The sequence below is a fragment of the Membranihabitans marinus genome (assembly GCF_019802045.1).
GTDB classification, from domain to species: Bacteria; Bacteroidota; Bacteroidia; order Chitinophagales; family Saprospiraceae; genus Membranihabitans; species Membranihabitans marinus_A.
Window position 1 is genome coordinate 37,714 of record NZ_JAHVHU010000021.1, and the last position, 16,903, is coordinate 54,616.

13 protein-coding genes are annotated in these 16,903 nt (G+C 45.3%); 6 read left to right on the forward strand and 7 right to left on the reverse strand.

What is annotated here, in order from left to right; translation table 11 throughout:
• The first annotated feature begins 4 nt into the window (after positions 1 to 4).
• The 5 genes from KUV50_RS17850 (at position 5) to KUV50_RS17870 (ending at position 6,909) form a co-directional block, all read left to right on the forward strand.
• Complete coding sequence (locus KUV50_RS17850; protein WP_222581560.1) at positions 5 to 838, forward strand: hypothetical protein; 834 nt, start codon at positions 5 to 7, stop codon at positions 836 to 838.
• A gap of 41 nt (positions 839 to 879) precedes the next feature.
• Positions 880 to 2,133 (forward strand): diaminopimelate decarboxylase, encoded by a 1,254-nt coding sequence (gene lysA, locus KUV50_RS17855; protein ID WP_222581561.1) that lies wholly within the window; start codon positions 880 to 882, stop codon positions 2,131 to 2,133.
• Positions 2,134 to 2,652: 519 nt separating this feature from the next.
• Positions 2,653 to 4,023 (forward strand): alkaline phosphatase PhoX, encoded by a 1,371-nt coding sequence (locus KUV50_RS17860; RefSeq protein ID WP_222581562.1) that lies wholly within the window; start codon positions 2,653 to 2,655, stop codon positions 4,021 to 4,023.
• Between the two features lie 144 nt (positions 4,024 to 4,167).
• A complete protein-coding gene (gene cfa / locus KUV50_RS17865; protein ID WP_222581564.1) occupies positions 4,168 to 5,310 on the forward strand; it encodes a cyclopropane fatty acyl phospholipid synthase in 1,143 nt (380 codons plus the stop codon).
• 510 nt (positions 5,311 to 5,820) lie between these two features.
• Positions 5,821 to 6,909 (forward strand): Gfo/Idh/MocA family protein, encoded by a 1,089-nt coding sequence (locus KUV50_RS17870; protein ID WP_222581565.1) that lies wholly within the window; start codon positions 5,821 to 5,823, stop codon positions 6,907 to 6,909.
• Positions 6,910 to 6,983: 74 nt separating this feature from the next.
• Here the strand turns inward: KUV50_RS17870 and KUV50_RS17875 are convergent, their stop codons facing one another.
• The 7 genes from KUV50_RS17875 to KUV50_RS17905 form a co-directional block, all read right to left on the reverse strand.
• On the reverse strand, positions 6,984 to 7,244 hold the full coding sequence (locus tag KUV50_RS17875; RefSeq protein WP_222581566.1) for a hypothetical protein: 261 nt from the start codon (positions 7,242 to 7,244) through the stop codon (positions 6,984 to 6,986).
• Between the two features lie 192 nt (positions 7,245 to 7,436).
• Complete coding sequence (locus KUV50_RS17880; RefSeq protein WP_222581567.1) at positions 7,437 to 7,925, reverse strand: DUF305 domain-containing protein; 489 nt, start codon at positions 7,923 to 7,925, stop codon at positions 7,437 to 7,439.
• 348 nt (positions 7,926 to 8,273) lie between these two features.
• Positions 8,274 to 8,549: a heavy metal-binding domain-containing protein gene (locus KUV50_RS19495; RefSeq protein ID WP_261395393.1), complete on the reverse strand. Its 276-nt coding sequence runs from the start codon at positions 8,547 to 8,549 to the stop codon at positions 8,274 to 8,276.
• Positions 8,550 to 8,596: 47 nt separating this feature from the next.
• Complete coding sequence (locus tag KUV50_RS17890; protein WP_222581568.1) at positions 8,597 to 10,363, reverse strand: efflux RND transporter periplasmic adaptor subunit; 1,767 nt, start codon at positions 10,361 to 10,363, stop codon at positions 8,597 to 8,599.
• Positions 10,364 to 10,373: 10 nt separating this feature from the next.
• The gene (locus tag KUV50_RS17895) at positions 10,374 to 11,708 is read right to left on the reverse strand and encodes a TolC family protein (protein WP_222581569.1); all 1,335 of its coding nucleotides are present in this window, start codon (positions 11,706 to 11,708) and stop codon (positions 10,374 to 10,376) included.
• Positions 11,698 to 15,366 (reverse strand): efflux RND transporter permease subunit, encoded by a 3,669-nt coding sequence (locus KUV50_RS17900; RefSeq protein WP_222581571.1) that lies wholly within the window; start codon positions 15,364 to 15,366, stop codon positions 11,698 to 11,700. The genes KUV50_RS17895 and KUV50_RS17900 overlap by 11 nt, the downstream gene beginning before the upstream one ends.
• 92 nt (positions 15,367 to 15,458) lie before the next feature.
• Positions 15,459 to 15,914 carry an HYC_CC_PP family protein gene (locus KUV50_RS17905; RefSeq protein ID WP_222581572.1) on the reverse strand — a complete coding sequence of 152 codons (456 nt, stop codon included), beginning with the start codon at positions 15,912 to 15,914 and terminating at the stop codon, positions 15,459 to 15,461.
• Between the two features lie 128 nt (positions 15,915 to 16,042).
• On the opposite strand from KUV50_RS17905, the gene KUV50_RS17910 reads away from it, so the two are divergent.
• Positions 16,043 to 16,441: a DoxX family protein gene (locus KUV50_RS17910; protein WP_222581573.1), complete on the forward strand. Its 399-nt coding sequence runs from the start codon at positions 16,043 to 16,045 to the stop codon at positions 16,439 to 16,441.
• Positions 16,442 to 16,903: the final 462 nt, after the last annotated feature.

Here is a 16,903-nt window from a genome sequence, read left to right on the forward strand (position 1 = left end):
GAGGTTGACCAAGAAAGAACGCTCCATAGAAGATATCATGCTCAGATCCCATTTATGGCTGGGCATCTGTGCTGTACTCTGCACCTGGGGAACTTTTGTGCTTCTACAGCGTCCGGTCTCCTTTCGGTACCTCGGTTTCGTTCTGGTGGGGACCATGACCATATATAGTCTGCACAGTGTATTAACCCAAAAGTCAGCACAAGACGCCCCAGCCGCCGTATGGCCTGCTCTTGTGAGAGGCACGTTGATCCTGGGGGCAGTGGTCACCGTGATTCTTTATCTTTTTCTGAACCGGATCAATCAACTCATTCTGCTCTTCCCGGCCGGAATGGCATTGTTGTATGTATTTCCGGTCTATCGTGGCAAAAGGCTCAAGGATTTTCCGTTCATAAAGATCATCGCGATCGTATTGGCCTGGACTACAGTGACGTATTGGATCCCGGTTCATTCCATTTCCCACTGGTGGTCTGAGACAGGATTCACCTATTTATTGGTGGACCGGTTGTTGTTTTTTTTCGCCTTGGCCATCCCATTTGATATTCGGGATATTCAATACGATCAAAGTCACCATCTGAAGACGATTCCCAACACGATTGGGTTGCACAACAGCCAAAATCTGGCCCTTTTTGCTCTTTTTCTCGCTTCGGGATTTATGGCCATGGGCATGGAGGCTTTGGGGCTGGATGGCCCCGTCAAGATCGGACTCCTGGTGGTCTATCTTTTGCTGGGCGCCATCATCATACAACTCAAAAGATTACCCGGTCCGAAGTTCTACAGTTGGGGGATCGATGGTGTTTTATTCCTATACGGATTTGTGTTACTCCTTTTAGTCAAATAATTCGTAATTTTGCCCCCTTAACAATTATTAAAATCTGGCTTATGAATTTTATGGATGGCGTATACAAAGTACAGGACATACCCTTTACTGATCTGGCCGACCAATATGGCACCCCCCTTTTCGTGTATGACGGAGATAAAATTAAATCCCAATACCAAAAAATGGTGAATGCTTTTGATGTTAAAAAGCTCAAAATCAACTATGCCTGCAAAGCCTTGACGAACATCAATATTTTAAAATTGATGCGTCAGTTGGGTTCCGGTATCGATGCGGTCTCCATCGGCGAAATAAAACTCAGCCTTCTGGCCGGATTTCCGCCACAGGATATTGTATACACCCCAAATTCTGTCGGGATCGAGGAAATCGAAGAAGCCATTAAACTGGGGGTTCGCATCAACATCGATAACATCGAGATGCTCGAATACTTTGGGCACCATTACCCCGACCTTAAAATCTGCATCCGAATAAATCCGCATGTGATGGCGGGCGGTCATTCCAAAATATCCGTCGGTCACATCGATTCAAAATTTGGCATATCAATCCATCAAATGCCATTGGTACACCGCATCGTGAAAAACCAAAAAATCCAGGTGGAAGGGATTCATATGCATACCGGATCGGACATCCTTGATGTGGAAGTATTTCTCCACGCGGCCGATATTCTTTTCAACCAGGCCCGGGAATTTGATGAGCTGGATTACATTGACTTTGGATCCGGGTTTAAAGTAAAATACAAGGAAAACGACATCGAAACAGATATCGAGGCACTGGGGAAGGCGATGTCCCGGAAGTTCAATGAATTTTGCAAGGAAACCGGCATGGATCTGACGCTGGCCTTTGAACCGGGAAAATACCTGGTCAGTGAAAGCGGTTACTTTCTGGCCAAAACAAACATCATCAAACAAACGACCAGCACGGTCTTTGCGGGGATTAACACCGGGTTCAATCACATGATCCGTCCCATGTTTTACAACGCCCACCACGACATCATCAATGTATCCAGTGTCGATGGTATTCCCAAACTATACACCGTAGTCGGTTACATTTGTGAGACCGACACCTTTGCCTACAACCGCAAAATAAATCAGATCACACCGGGAGATATCTTGGTATTTAAGAATGCTGGGGCCTACTGCTTTAGCATGGCTTCCAACTACAATTCCAGACTTTTACCGGCAGAGGTACTTATCCTGGATAACAAATCTTATTTGATCCGGGAGCGGCAGGAGTTTGAGGATTTGTTGAAAAATCAGGTAGAGGTACCTATTTTTGAAAAAGCGGAGGTTGATGGTTAATGGTTAATGGTTAATGGTTAATGGTTAATGGTTAATGGTTAATGGTTAATGGTTAATGGTTGATGGTTGATGGTTGATGGTTGATGGTTAATGGTTGATGGTGGATGGTTAATGGTTGATGGTGGATGGTTAATGGTTGATGGTGGATGGTTAATGGTTGATGGTTGATGGTGGATGGTTAATGGTTGATGGTTAATGGTTGATGGTTGATGGTTAATGGTTAATGGTTAATGGTTAATGGTTGATTGTTAATGGTGGATGGTGGATGGTGGATGGTTAATGGTTAACATCGATGTTGCTCGTTGGTTATTGGTATCAGACTGAGAGGCTATCCAATAAAAACTCCCCATTTCTCAGGTGTAAGGCACGCTTGAAGGTGCCCTCCACCAGGCCGTGGAAGACACTTGCCGTGAAAGGATGCGCGAGAGGATAGTGGCTTACACCTAAATAAAAACCCCGCCAATTCCTCCGTTCTCGCAATTCTTTTTTTATATTCGGAAAAAAATAACTCCAAAGAATATGAAATCACGTCGTACCTTTATCAAGCAAGCCGGATTTGTAAGCCTCGGATTTATGGGGCTCCATAAGTTCACAAATGCCTTCCCGGCCGGAATGCATAAAATGGGTTATGGTCCGTTACTGCCAGATCCTGATAATGCCTTGATATTACCCAAAGGCTTTACCTACAAAATCATTTCCCGGAAAGGAAACAAAATGTCCGACGGATTTTTTCAACCCGGATTGTCCGATGGTATGGCCGCTTTCGAATTCGGCGGAAAAACCTTGCTGGTCCGAAATCATGAGATATCTCCGGGCGATCTTGAACAGGGACCCTACGGCAGCAAAGGCGAATTGCTGAATAAGATCAACAAAGATTTGATTTATGACTTTGGCCGGGGGGAGCGGATCGGACTGGGCGGGACCACCAATGTGGTCTTCAATGAAAAAACACAGGAGGTTGAGAAAGAATTCCTAAGCCTGACCGGAACCTACCGGAACTGTGCCGGAGGGCCTACACCCTGGGGAACCTGGGTCACCTGTGAAGAAACTTCTGCACGCGCCGATGAATTTCTCGAAAAAGACCACGGGTACAATTTTGAAGTAAAAGCATCGGCGAATGGCGGATTGCAAGCACCGGTCCCGTTAAAAGCCATGGGACGGTTTACACACGAAGCTGTGGCGGTCGATCCCGATACGGGGATCGTTTATGAGACCGAAGACGACAGTGAAGGTTTGATATACCGATTTATTCCAGACAAATATGGCGATCTTTCATCCGGTAAACTGCAAGCTTTGATGGTCCGTGATCAGCCTGGATGCGATACCCGGAATTGGAAAAAACTCGAAACCGAGGAATTTCCGGTCAACAAACCCATGGAGGTGGTCTGGATCGATCTGGAAGACATAGATTCACCGGACAGCGACCTGCGATTCCGGGGTTTTGAAGATGGAGCTGCCCGGTTTGCCCGAGGCGAAGGCATGTGGTATGGCAACGGGGAAGTCTATTTTGCTTGCACCAATGGCGGCAAGGAAAACAATGGTCAGATATTCCGTTATGTTCCCGGAAAATATGAAGGAACGGATCGTGAAAATGAAGCTCCGGGTACTCTGGAGCTATTTATAGAATCCATGAATTCTGACTTGATGCAATTTGCAGACAATCTCACGGTCGCTCCCTGGGGTGACGTAATCGTCGCTGAAGATAAAAATGAACCGCGTTTGGTGGGCATTACCCCCAAAGGTGAAATGTACCACATCGCAAAAAACATTGGTTTTCAATCCGAGTTTGCCGGTGTATGTTTTTCTCCCAGTGGGGACACCTTATTTGTCAATATACAGGGACCAGGTCTGACGGTGGCGATACAAGGCCCATGGGGGAATCGATTATAATTCATGAGCTGCTTATTCTTTTAACTTATAATTTTAAATTCCGGAAAATTTCAATTACCTTAAGCTAATGTAGTACATTGATTGGAATGAGATAAGACCTACGCTCAAACCAACTATATTTATTGAATTATTCAATCCGGAATAATGAAACAAGTCATAAGATTGCTGCGGGAAGCAGACATCACGGTGAATGGCGACCAGCCTTGGGATATTCACATCAAAAACAAAAAAGTATACAACAGAGTCATCCGTAAAGGATCTCTTGGTTTGGGAGAATCTTATATGGATGGCTGGTGGGAGGTTGAACAACTGGATGCATTTTTTGACCGAGTACTTCGTAGTAAACTGGATGAGAAATTTACACGCACTCCTCAAAACATGATTCGCTACCTAAAAGCCTGGGCACTGAACCTTCAAACAAAAAGCAAAGCGTCTTCCAGCATCATTCATCATTATGATATCGGGCATGATTTGTATCGTGCTATGCTAGACAAACGGATGGTATACACCTGTGCTTTCTGGGACAATGCCACCACACTGGATGAAGCTCAGGAAGCTAAGTTGGATCTGATTTGCCAAAAACTGAATGTAAAATCCGATGATCACATCCTGGATATTGGGTGCGGCTGGGGTAGCTTTGCCCGTTTTGCAGCTGAAAAATATGGGGCACGCGTGACCGGAGTAACCATATCCAAAGACCAAGCAAAGTACGGACGTCAATTGTGCGAAGGATTGCCAGTGGAGATCCGGTTGCAAGATTACCGGGATGTTTCCGAAAAATATGATAAGATCGTTTCGCTGGGTATGATGGAACACGTCGGGCAAAAGAATTACAAGACTTACCTAAACACGGCAGCCCGGGCGTTGAAGGACGACGGTCTTTTTCTCATTCAGGTCATCGGTCGCAATACCTCGGCTTATAAAGCCGATGCCTGGATCAGCAAATACATTTTCCCCAATGGTATGCTCCCATCCATCAAACAAATCGGGAAAGCCCTCGAAAACACGTTTGTCATGGAGGATTGGCACAACTTCGGACCATACTACGATAAAACACTGATGGCCTGGTTTGATAATTTTGACCATCATTGGGATGAGCTAAAAAACAACTACTCCGAGCGATTTTACCGGATGTGGAAATACTATCTGTTGTCGTGCGCCGGTGCGTTCCGATCGCGTTCCAACCAGCTGTGGCAAATCGTGTTGTCTAAGGAAGGTATTGAGGGCGGGTATCAACCGCTGCGATACAGTGAGTTGGGAGCTAAAGAGCATATGATGGAGAAATAATATTTAATTATTGGTGGTTGATGATGAATGTTGAATAATTGATGCGGTAGTTGCTTGAGCTCTGGAAGGAATCTTCTTCACAGACGTTCATTGTACTTTGGTGATAAAGATTGTGGTTTGATTTTTGAATATGGGGGAAGTTCCTAAGGTATTGGCTAGCTCGGTTTTTTCAGCATTTTCCAATAATCGGTGGTTAGTTTTGTTATTTGGGGTTGATGAACCTTACCAAAACGGATACGTCTATGTAACTTCAAAATAAAGGAGCAGGCGTCTTTCTTCCCGAACGTGCAGTTCCATCTTTACCAGAAACGGGCGCTTCTTTTTCCCGGGATTCATCACATATTCTCTGTTCTGCGACCGGGAAAAGAATGGAACTTAATTCGTATCTTGATCGTTTATAACTCTCGAATGGTGGATGAGGGAAAAAATATAGTATGAATCCATCCCTTTCTCCTCATCACGGATTAGTTGATATGGAAGACTCCCAATTCTCACAAAATAATCATTACTTTGAAAAATCGCAGAACATTCATTAAAAAATCAGGCCTGTTTCTGGCAGCCACTTCCCTCCCCTATCCATATATCATCACACCCACACCCATTCATAAAAAATTAGGTGTTGCGCTATTGGGATTAGGTTCGTATGCGACGAATCAGCTCGCTCCCGCCTTGCAACAAACCAAGCATATTGAATTGCGTGGCATCGTCACCGGAAGTCCGGATAAAATCCCAGTCTGGCAACAAAAATACAACATCAAGGATACCCATGTCTATAACTATGAAAACATGGACCAACTTACCAATAATGATGATATCGATGTGGTGTATATCGTGACGCCCACCTTTCTGCACATGAAGTACGCCGTGAAAGCAGCCCATGCAGGCAAACATGTTTTCTGTGAAAAACCCATGGCGATGACGGCCGCCGAGTGCCAGGACATCATTGACGCCTGCCACAAAAACAGAGTAAAACTAGCCATCGGCTACCGGATGCAACATGAAAAAAACACCAGACAGATTATGGACTGGGCAAAGACAAAACCGTATGGATCGATACAGACTATAGACACCGCGGCTGGTTTTAAAATCGGCAGCTGGGGCGCCTGGCGGCTGGATGGTGCAAAAGGCGGAGGCGCTATATACGACATGGGCGTTTATCCACTCAATGCAGCCCGGTATAGCGCTGGGCTGGAGCCCACATCAGTGACGGCCCGGCATGAAAATGTGCGCCCGGAACTATTTAAAAACGGCGCCAATGAAATCACTTATTTTGATCTCGAATTTCCCGGTGGGATTACGGCCAATTGCCTGGTCACATACAATACTGGGAAAAATCATCTCAATATTAAATGTCCTAACGGTGGGTATCAACTTTCCCCTTTTCAAAGCTATACGGGGGTAAGTGGCACCACCACGGACGGTAAGACGCTCAGCTCTTGTGATTGTAATCAACAAGCCGATCAAATGGACAACGACGCGCTTTCTATCCTCAACGACAAACCTATGCTCGTTCCCGGCGTAGAGGGTCAACGGGATATACGTGTTGTAGAAGCGATACTGGATTCAGCAAGAAATGGCTCAAAAAATGTGCAGTTATAGATGATTACTAAGCATTGTCTGGCGAATTAAAATATATTTCATAATCAGCCTTCCCACAGAACCAGGCAGAAAAATCAATTGCTCATTTCCACTTTGTCCGATCTTTCAATTGCCGATTTTTTTAGTTCTTTCAAACGTCTGGTTCCTTTAACGAGTTTTCTGACTCCTTCAATGAACAAGAATATTGATACGGCAATGTACAGAAGATTAAATTCCATATCAAATAAAGGAATCCCACTAACTAAAAATGCCAGAAACACCCAGACTACCCCATAGAGGATGGTCTCTTTAGCGGCGTCTTTTCTGGTTTTATGTTCATAATCAACTTTCTTCATAATCCTAAAATAACAATAATTCATTGAAGATGTTCCAAATAGAAATTAAATCATGTCGAATAACAAGATGTCCAATCCGCTGCAGCGGAAATTGCTATAATCATATTCAAAATATCGACACAAAATCACTTCGAATTGATTCTTTCTTTGGTTATTAGAATAATACCAATCTTAAATGTATCCTTGTCAAGTTTATTCCTGCTCCAACCGGTTGATCATTTTCTTCATTTCTTCGATCTCCTTCCGTTGCGCCTTAATAATATCCTCAGCCAACTGCTTTACTTCCGGATCTTTGATATCAGCACGTTCACTGGTTAATATCGCAATGGAATGGTGCGGGATCATCGCCTTCATCCACAACACATCCTTGATGATCGGCTTTTGGACCCGAACCAATACGACCGCGGTCACAAAGAGTATCAGGCTACCCAGATAAATCGCTATATTTTTTTTCCGGTTTCGGTACATTTTAAGCATCAGACTGAGCATGATCACAGCCATCGCGGAGATCCCCAGACAGGTCATATAAAAGCGGGTCAGGCTAAAGTAAACATGATCCATGGCATAGGTATTCAGATACATCGTGATGTACATGGCGATAAAGGATCCGCCCAACATCAGAAAAAATGTCGTGTAATGGTTTGGTTGCTTCGATTGTGAAGTGTTTTGCTCATTGTTCATAGTTCTGATTTTTCAATTTTATAAATCTATTGTAATTTTGGAACCAATTCAACATGACATCCTCATTATCAATTATCAACACATTTTGAAATATCATTGACTTAAAGACCAAAAAATCCATCCTTGGATTGCCCATCCAAAGCGGCTAAAGTAATAGGGCAGTTGATTATACGCTGAAGTAGTCATCAGCTCTAAAATCACATCAGTCGTTTGGTTCTCAACTGCCATATTATGACAGGCCGAAATCAGCTAAAAGCTGGCAGGAAGTCCGATTTAAAGCGACTTCAATCCAAGTGAGATAATCCCTCCGTATTTCCAGACAACCTGCCCCGACTTTTCAGCTTCTGATTAGTTCTCATTCTTTACATAATCCATCCCGCACACCGGACACTTTCCAGGTTCATCACTTCCGCTGCCTTCGCAGTGCATGGGGCAGATATAGTCCGAAGTATATTCCGGTCCGGTCTTGTCTTTGATTGATCCATCTTGATTCACTTTATGACCTTCGTGGTCACCATCGTGCATTTCAGTGTGTTCATCGTGAGTGGAATTGTCTCCATTATTACACGCTACCATAAATAAGGTAAACACAGGTAGAAATAATAAAATTCTCAGCATTTTCATATTCAAATAAATTTAATAATTAATAAAATAAATTTTTTAACGTATATCTAAGGCTGCATCAAAGTATCCTCCGTAATACCACACGTTAACATCTGACTGCCGTAGTACGGATTCCGAATGTCTTCATCCATGCTCAACCAGTCTGCACCATGATCAGAGTTTGCCATGGGACAATGCTGCACATAGACCTTTTCTGTGCCCGGATTCCCAAACTCCATCACCCACCGGATCAAGACCGTGGACAAGGAAACAAATTCATCTCTCCATCCGGCCACATCGGTTTCTTTATTCATCAGGTTCAAATGATGTTTAAAATTCTTTAAATGGGCGTTCCAGGCCGCATTATGTGCCTCCATGTCCTCTCGTTCATTCAACTGATCCAGAACTGCCGACAGATCCTCCAAACTTTGCTGGACAGGATCTGGTTCCCCGGTTACTAAATTATTTTTGAGATTGATGTAGTCTTGCAGCACCAATTCAAGATCCCCCCGGGCCTCCTCGGTCACCTCTTCAGGATCGACTGGTTCAATTTTATCCGGATGTTCATCACTATGAGGGGCATCCACCATACGGTTCATCATGCTTCTCTGATTATTCAATTGAGCTGATGCATCGACCGCAAATACGCCATTTGTGACGATCTCCTCGCCAGGTGCCAAACCATCCAATACTTGGTACTGGCTGCCAATTTCAGAACCCAAAGTCACTTCCCGAAAAGTAAACGTCGGAATATCCATCGTCGTATCCTGGACGTACACCACCGACTCCCGGCCGGTCCACAACACAGCAGTCTTCGGTATCATCATAGGCCCCGTTTTGGTATCAGAACCGGAAAGCAAATTTCCACGGATCAGCATTTGTGGTTTAAGTACGCCGCCCCGGTTCGCAACTTGCCCCCGGATCCGTATAGCCCGCGTATCCTGGTCCAGCAAAGGGTTGATAAAATCGATCCGGGTTTTAAATTTTTGATCGGGCACCCCCAACGCAGAAAACTCAATAACATCCCCCCTTTCCACCTTGGATATGTCTTTCTCATATACATCAAAAACAGCCCACAAGGATCCCAGATTGTAAATATCAAACAAGACCTGACCACTGCTGACGTAATCCCCAACCTCCACTTTTTTATTGAGTACATAGCCGCTTTTACCGGCAAGGAGCGGAAAAGTTTCGACGACCTCTCCGGTATTTTCCAGATTTTCAATGAAGGACGCCGGAATCTTAAGAAACCTCAACTTATCCCGCGCGGACTCCAAAAGAGCCGGATTGATGTCCTTTAATTTTTGAGCTTCCAGGAATTCGCGTTGCGCCGCTATAATATCCGGTGCATAAATATCTGCTATTTTATCTCCTTTTTTGACATACATTCCTTCATAGGTGACCTCAAGGCTTTCAATCCGACCGGTGAGGTGTGGAACCTGGGCATACACCTGACGTTCGTCCGGAAGTATTTTTCCATTGATTAACCAGGATGCATTCGAGGTTTCATTTTTCCCATCTTGCCCCACCGGTTGGGTCTGAATATGCGCCAGACGAATGGCTTCGTTCGTCATCGTCAAGGCAGTCGGATCCTGGGATGTATTGGCCTCCAGAGGAATCAAATCCATACCACAAATGGGACATAAGCCCGGTTCGGGTTGCTTAATGGACGGATGCATGGAACAAGTCCATATCGTTTCCTCCTCCTTAGTGTCTTCTACATGGTCGTGCCCCTCGATCGTCGGAGCAGTAGAATTAAAAAACATACGCCCCGCGAGGAGGCCAAGACCAAAGATTGTCATTCCAATCACGATATATATACTATTCTTTTTCATAATGCTCGATTTATGGTTGCCACCTTTTGATGATTAGATTTGAGTTGTGTATTTTAACTTTAGCGTCCAACTTCTTCAAGGCAAAATCAATCAGTTGGTTTTGCATTTGAAGTAATTCAATAAATTTAGATCCTTCAGAACTGTATTCGGCATAAAGCATATTCACCGTCCGCTCTAAAATTTCAATCTGTTCATTGTAAATTCTCAGATTCTCCATTTCGGTCTCAATATTTACTTTGGCCAGTGCGATATTCTCTTGAATTTCAAGTTCCTTATCTCTTTTTTTCAGATGAATAGAGGCCTGGAGCGCTTTTTCTCTTTGCCGGACCGCGTCGTATTTTTTCCTATAAATAGGTATTTTCACGGACAACATCGGCATGATCATATCCCGGCCATTGTACGGTACGTCTACATCTTTACGTTTCCCAACGATGGTATACTCCAGCCCCAATCCAATGGTGGGAAATCCTTCAGAGGTATTTCGCTCCAGGACAGCTTCTGAGATTTGCATTTGCTGGTCAAACCAATCCAAATCCGGTAATTGAGTCGAATTATCCACGGATTCGACCGACCTTTGCAGCGTAGTATCCGGATTCAGTTCAATATCCAGATCATTGGGGTCGTCTCCGCTGGACTGATCCGTACCCAGAATCCGGTGTAATCTTACCCGGTATGATTTTTTCTGATTTTCCAAAACTTGTATGGCATTCTCCACCTCGTTGATAAATACCTGAATCTGCAACACATCACTGGCGCTCACCTGATTGGCGGACATTTTTGATAAGGATACCTGGTTCCACGCCTGGATCAAAGGCAATCGACTTTTGAGCAGTTCAATTTCCTCGTTTACCCGCCAGATTTGCAGATAAAGTTGTTCGACGCCCAGCGTCAGATCTTCTTCCGCAATATGATACTTGACCTTTAGCAAATTAGCCTCTTCCCGGGCAACCTGAGCTCGATTTTGTAGCACCGTGTTCCACGGCAAGGTTTGAGAAATTCCGATTTGCAATTGCTGCGGACCCATGCCGCTTTCGACCGCTAACGGGAAAAAGCCCGTAGAAATCATCGGATCCGGTAAATCTTTAAATTCACCCTCCTTGTAGGACGCTGATTCATAATCCATCCGCAAAGATTCCAGCTTTGGATTGTCTCGCAACATCCTGTCAATCAAGGTATCCAATGACTGCGCCTGAACGGTCACTGTAGATCCCAGGATCAATCCCAAAACAAGGAGTAGCGCGGGACCAAATCGTTGCTTACCCAGCCATCCTCCACGGTGGAAACCCCGGCCTTTCTTTTCCGGGCTCTGGGTACCCATATCAAGTTTCCATTTTCTATTTTTCATTTCTTCTGACTTTATATTCTAAATAGATGTAATACAAGACCGGTACGGTGAACATCGTGATCACCTGTAAGGCCATTCCTCCGAAAGATGGAATAGCCATGGGGATCATGATGTCTGCTCCGCGTCCCGAGCTGGAAAGTACCGGCAACAACGCCAATATGGTCGTAGCTGTGGTCAACATCGCAGGTCGCACCCGCCGCAACCCGCCATTCACCACGACTTCCCGCACCTCTTCCCGGGTGACCGGCTTCAGCTCTTTGCTGGAGGTCTGGATAAAAGTGGCCATCAGGACCCCGTCATCTGTAGCAATACCGGCCAGAGCCAGAAATCCGACCCATACCGCCACTGATAGGTTAATGGTATGAATCTGAAACACCTCTCGCATGTTGGTACCAAAGAGGTTAAAATCCATAAACCACCCCTGGCCATACAGCCAGATCATAAAAAATCCACCCGCAAAAGCGACCAAGACCCCGCTAAAGACCATCCCTGTGATGGCGATGGAACGAAAATTAAAATAAAGGATTAGCATGATGAGTGCTAAGGCAATCGGGACCACCAAAGCCAACCGTTCATTGGCCCGGATTTGTTGTTCGTAGTTCCCCGCAAAATCAAAATGGACCCCAGGCGGAACCTCCAGCGCGCCCTCCGCTATCTTTTCCTGGATGAGTTTTTTAGTTTGATCGACCACCTCGCCTTCCGGGTAACCGTCTTCTTTATCAAACAATACGTAGCCTACCAGAAACCCATCCTCACTTTTGATGGCTTGTGGTCCCTGCTCATACTTGATCTCTGCCAATTCGCCCAGCGGGATCTCAGCTCCCGTTGGTGTGGATATAAGGATTTGCTCCAGCTGCTCTGGGCTGTTACGCCATGCTCTGGGCAATCGGATCCGTATATCATACCGCTCGCGGCCTTCCACGGTTTTAGTCACTGCACGACCGCCCACACCAGCCTGAATATAGTTTTGCACATCCTGGATGGTCAGACCGTGACGGGCGATTTCCGCTCTTTTGATATCGATCATCAAATAGGGTTTGCCAATAATACGGTCGGCAAAAACCGCTGAACTTTTCACGCCTTCGACCTCTTTCAGGACGGGTTCCAACTGAACGCCAAAGCGCTCAATGGTTTCCAAATCACTTCCGCGCACCTTGATTCCCATCGGAGCACGCATTCCGGTCTGCAACATAACCAACCGCGTTTCGATGGGCTGCAACTTGGGTGCGGAAGTGACTCCCGGTAATTTGGAGACGCGAACGATTTCGTCCCAGATATCATTTGGATTCTTAATCTCAGGACGCCAATTTCTAAAATACTGTCCATTGGGATCTTCGATCAACTTGCCGCGATCATCCCGGACAAAGTCTCCTGAATCATCGACCCGGTATCTCACGCGATAGCCTTTGTCGTTGGTCTTAAATTCCGGTTTGTAGATTATAACATTTTCATACATGGACAAGGGGGCCGGGTCCAGTGGACTATTAACCCGACCGGCTTTCCCGACGACCGTTTCTACTTCAGGAATCGATGTCACAGCCATATCCAGAAGCTGAAGATTTTTCAGGTTTTCTTGTACCCCACTGTGTGGCATAGAGGTTGGCATCAGGAGAAAGGAACCTTCGTCCAGCGAAGGCATAAATTCCTTTCCGGTATTTTGCATAATACGAAATCCCAACACCACCAACACGACCACAAAAACCAAAAAAGCCCATCGTATACGCAATACAAACCGCAAAATGGGTTCGTAATAAATCAAAACCAGATACAGGATACTGATCAGCACACCAATCACAATGACCAAAAACACGCCGTTAACCAACATGGACTTGGTCACCCCCAAAGGCATCCAAAAATTGGCCAGCAAAAGAATACCGGACAAACCATACAGTATGCTTTGGATCCATTTCCAGCGCTGTTCCGGCCAGGAAGTATAGATCCGCCGCGCCAAAATAAGGACCACCTCCAGAACACCCAGAGCCATTAATACATAGCCCAGAATGTGAAAATTCAAAACGAGGGCCAGAATACCAATACCGATCAATCCGATGGGTGCTATAAATCGGGCCCAGGGGCGATCTGATCGCAGCAAAAACACCCAATAAGATACGGTTGGAATAATAAATATGGTCACCAGAATGGAAGCCACCAATGCAAAGGTCTTGGTCAATGCCAACGGTCGGAATAGTTTACCTTCGGCCGCTTCCATGGTAAACACCGGAAGGAAGCTGATCACCGTGGTAGCAATAGCAGTCATCACCGCTCCGGCCACTTCTTCGGTGGCCAGCCGGATCGAGGTGAGCAAGGGCTCTTTACCCGCCATTTCCTCGCGTCGGTGAACAATACTTTCCACTACGATAATCGCCATATCCGCCATGGTACCTATTGCGATCGCTATACCCGACAAGGCCACAATATTCGCATCTACGCCAAAATACTTCATGGCCACGAAGGTCAGCAGCACGGACAGCGGAATGGAAATCGATACAATAATGCTGGATCGGATATTGAGTAATAAAAGAATGATGACAATCACACAAACCAAAATTTCCAGCCGAAGGGCTTCATCCAGGGTGCCAATGGTTTCATCAATCAAGTCCCCCCGATCATAAAATGGAACCACATTGACCTGACTGATCCGACCATCGCTCAAGGTTTTGCTGGGTAGTCCGGGTTCTATTTCACTGATCTTTTCTTTGACCGCTTCGATGACGGCCATGGGATTGGATCCATAGCGTGCCACGACAACCCCTCCAACGACTTCAGCACCCGATTTATCTAAAATTCCCCTTCGGTTAGCTGGCCCGATATTCACTTTAGCCACTTGCCCAATTGTTATGGGGACATTATCTGACATCCGTACGACGGTTTGTTCGATATCTTCCAGTTTCTTCACATACCCCAACCCCCGGACAAAATATTCCACCTGATTGATCTCCATCGTCTGAGCGCCCACATCCTGATTGGTCTGGCGGAGGGCCTCAATCATTTGTTGCATGGTGACATTATAATACTTCATCGCCTCGGGATCCATATCCACCTGGTATTCTTTGACATATCCGCCAATAGACGCTACCTCGGCCACTCCGGAGGTGCCTGATAAAGCATACTTCACATAGAAATCCTGGATGGAACGCAATTCATGCAAATCCCAGCCCCCAGTCACTTCGCCGGTCGTATCACGGCCTTCCAGCGTATACCAAAAAATCTGACCGAGTGCGGTTGCATCGGGTCCCAACGCAGGTTTTACGTCTTCAGGGAGGGTGTTGGCCGGCAAAGCATTGAGCTTTTCAAGGATCCGGCTCCGCGACCAATAAAACTCCACGTCCTCTTCAAAAATCAAATAAATCGAGGACAAACCAAACATGGAATTGGAACGCACAGACTTCACGCCGGGGATCCCCAGGAGTGTGCTGGTCAGTGGGTAGGTAATCTGATCCTCTACATCCTGCGGCGATCGACCCGGCCACTCTGTAAAGACAATTTGCTGGTTTTCACCCAAATCCGGAATCGCATCCACCGGTACGGGGTCAGACGGGATGAGGGGGAAATCGTATTTAAAGGGAAGTGTCGATAGTCCAACACCGATGATAACAAGGATAGATAAGAAAACGATGATCTTATTCTCAAAAATAAAGCCGTTTATTTTACGTAGCATTTACCATTGTTTAAAATTGATTATCAATGAAATAACCTACAACACCTAAAGTAAATATTCAGGTATTAAGTATCAATTTAAAACAAGGTATGCTAGCACAGAAATCGCTGGATCCGGAGCAAGTCCACCGCATCGGGTGAAGGGGGATCCCATTCTGTAATGGAGCGGTCCAGAGTTTCCTGTTCTAAGATCATCTGATCCAAATAAACAAAAATCAATACTGGAAGAAGCTCCGAAAAATCAAAGGTTTTTAACTGAGGTTGGTGTAGATCGTGGTTCAGCTCCGTCTTCACCAAGTGAGACTCACTGGAACAACAATCGTTTTTATTTTCGGTGTGGCTTGGACATGCAGGCATGACAGGTGCACTATCGTGGCACGTTTCCGCTTCCAACATAAATGAAGCCCCCATCAGCTGATCACTGCAATAGTGTTTGCTGATTAGCATGCTGGTCGAACTTAAGTAAACCAGCATCATGAGTGCCATATGAAGGGTCTTCTGCCACATAGAATGGCGAATATACGGATATATCGCCACATTTCCTTCCATCCGGTCTCTTTTTAATATTCCTATAAGTATTTGATCTCGTATCGGATTTTAATATCCGTGGAAGATTGACTTACTTTGCCACCTATTTTAAAACAAGTCACATATCCACCCATTAAATTCGTCGCACCATGGCAAAATACACCAATCTGGCTTTTCTTCTTCTCCGTATCGTAATAGGCTTGATGATGATCTTCGGGCACGGTTGGGGTAAATTAATGAAAGTCCTGGACGGCAACTGGGCCTTTCCTGAGATCCTGGGTATCCCCGCTGCTGTGTCGCTGATCCTGGCGGTGCTGATTGAAGTAGGCTGTTCTTTGTTGCTCATTATCGGTTACAAAACCCGGATTGTCGCGACCTTTTTATTTCTGATCATGGTATCCGCCTTGCTTTTTATTCATGCCGATGACCCGCTTTTTATTGCGCATGCGAACGGTGGCGCCAGTAAGGAGCTGGCCATACTTTACGGAATAGTCTATCTCGTACTAGCCTTGGCCGGAGGTGGAAAGTACGGCGTAAACAAGGGTTAAAATTTTGTTCGGTTTTTATTTTATTTGTACAAGGACTCAGCTCCCTGGATGGAACTAGTGCTGCAATTCAGAAGTTGGATGCATTATATGAATCGGTTCCATCCCCAACAAGTTGGGTTATCTGGTTAGAGTGTTTTGTCCTGTCCCCAACCAGTCAGTGAATTTATAAGGTTAGTTCATATTACAAATATCAAAACTTAAAATACTACCTCAATACTGCGTAAAAAGGCATGAGGTATAAGACATTTCCGTGATTGAAATTTTCCGAGCCTACAGCTCTCAAATTAATTCAATCCATTATCCCCCCGGTTGAAACCGGGGGCTATCATATAATCCGAGCCAACGGCTCTTTTCCCTTCATGTATATAAACACTAATGCTCGACACATCCAGTGGTAATCGATACAATAGTTCTTACCTTATCCAACTTGTTCATCTCGTTGTTCTGGACGAAAAGAGGACG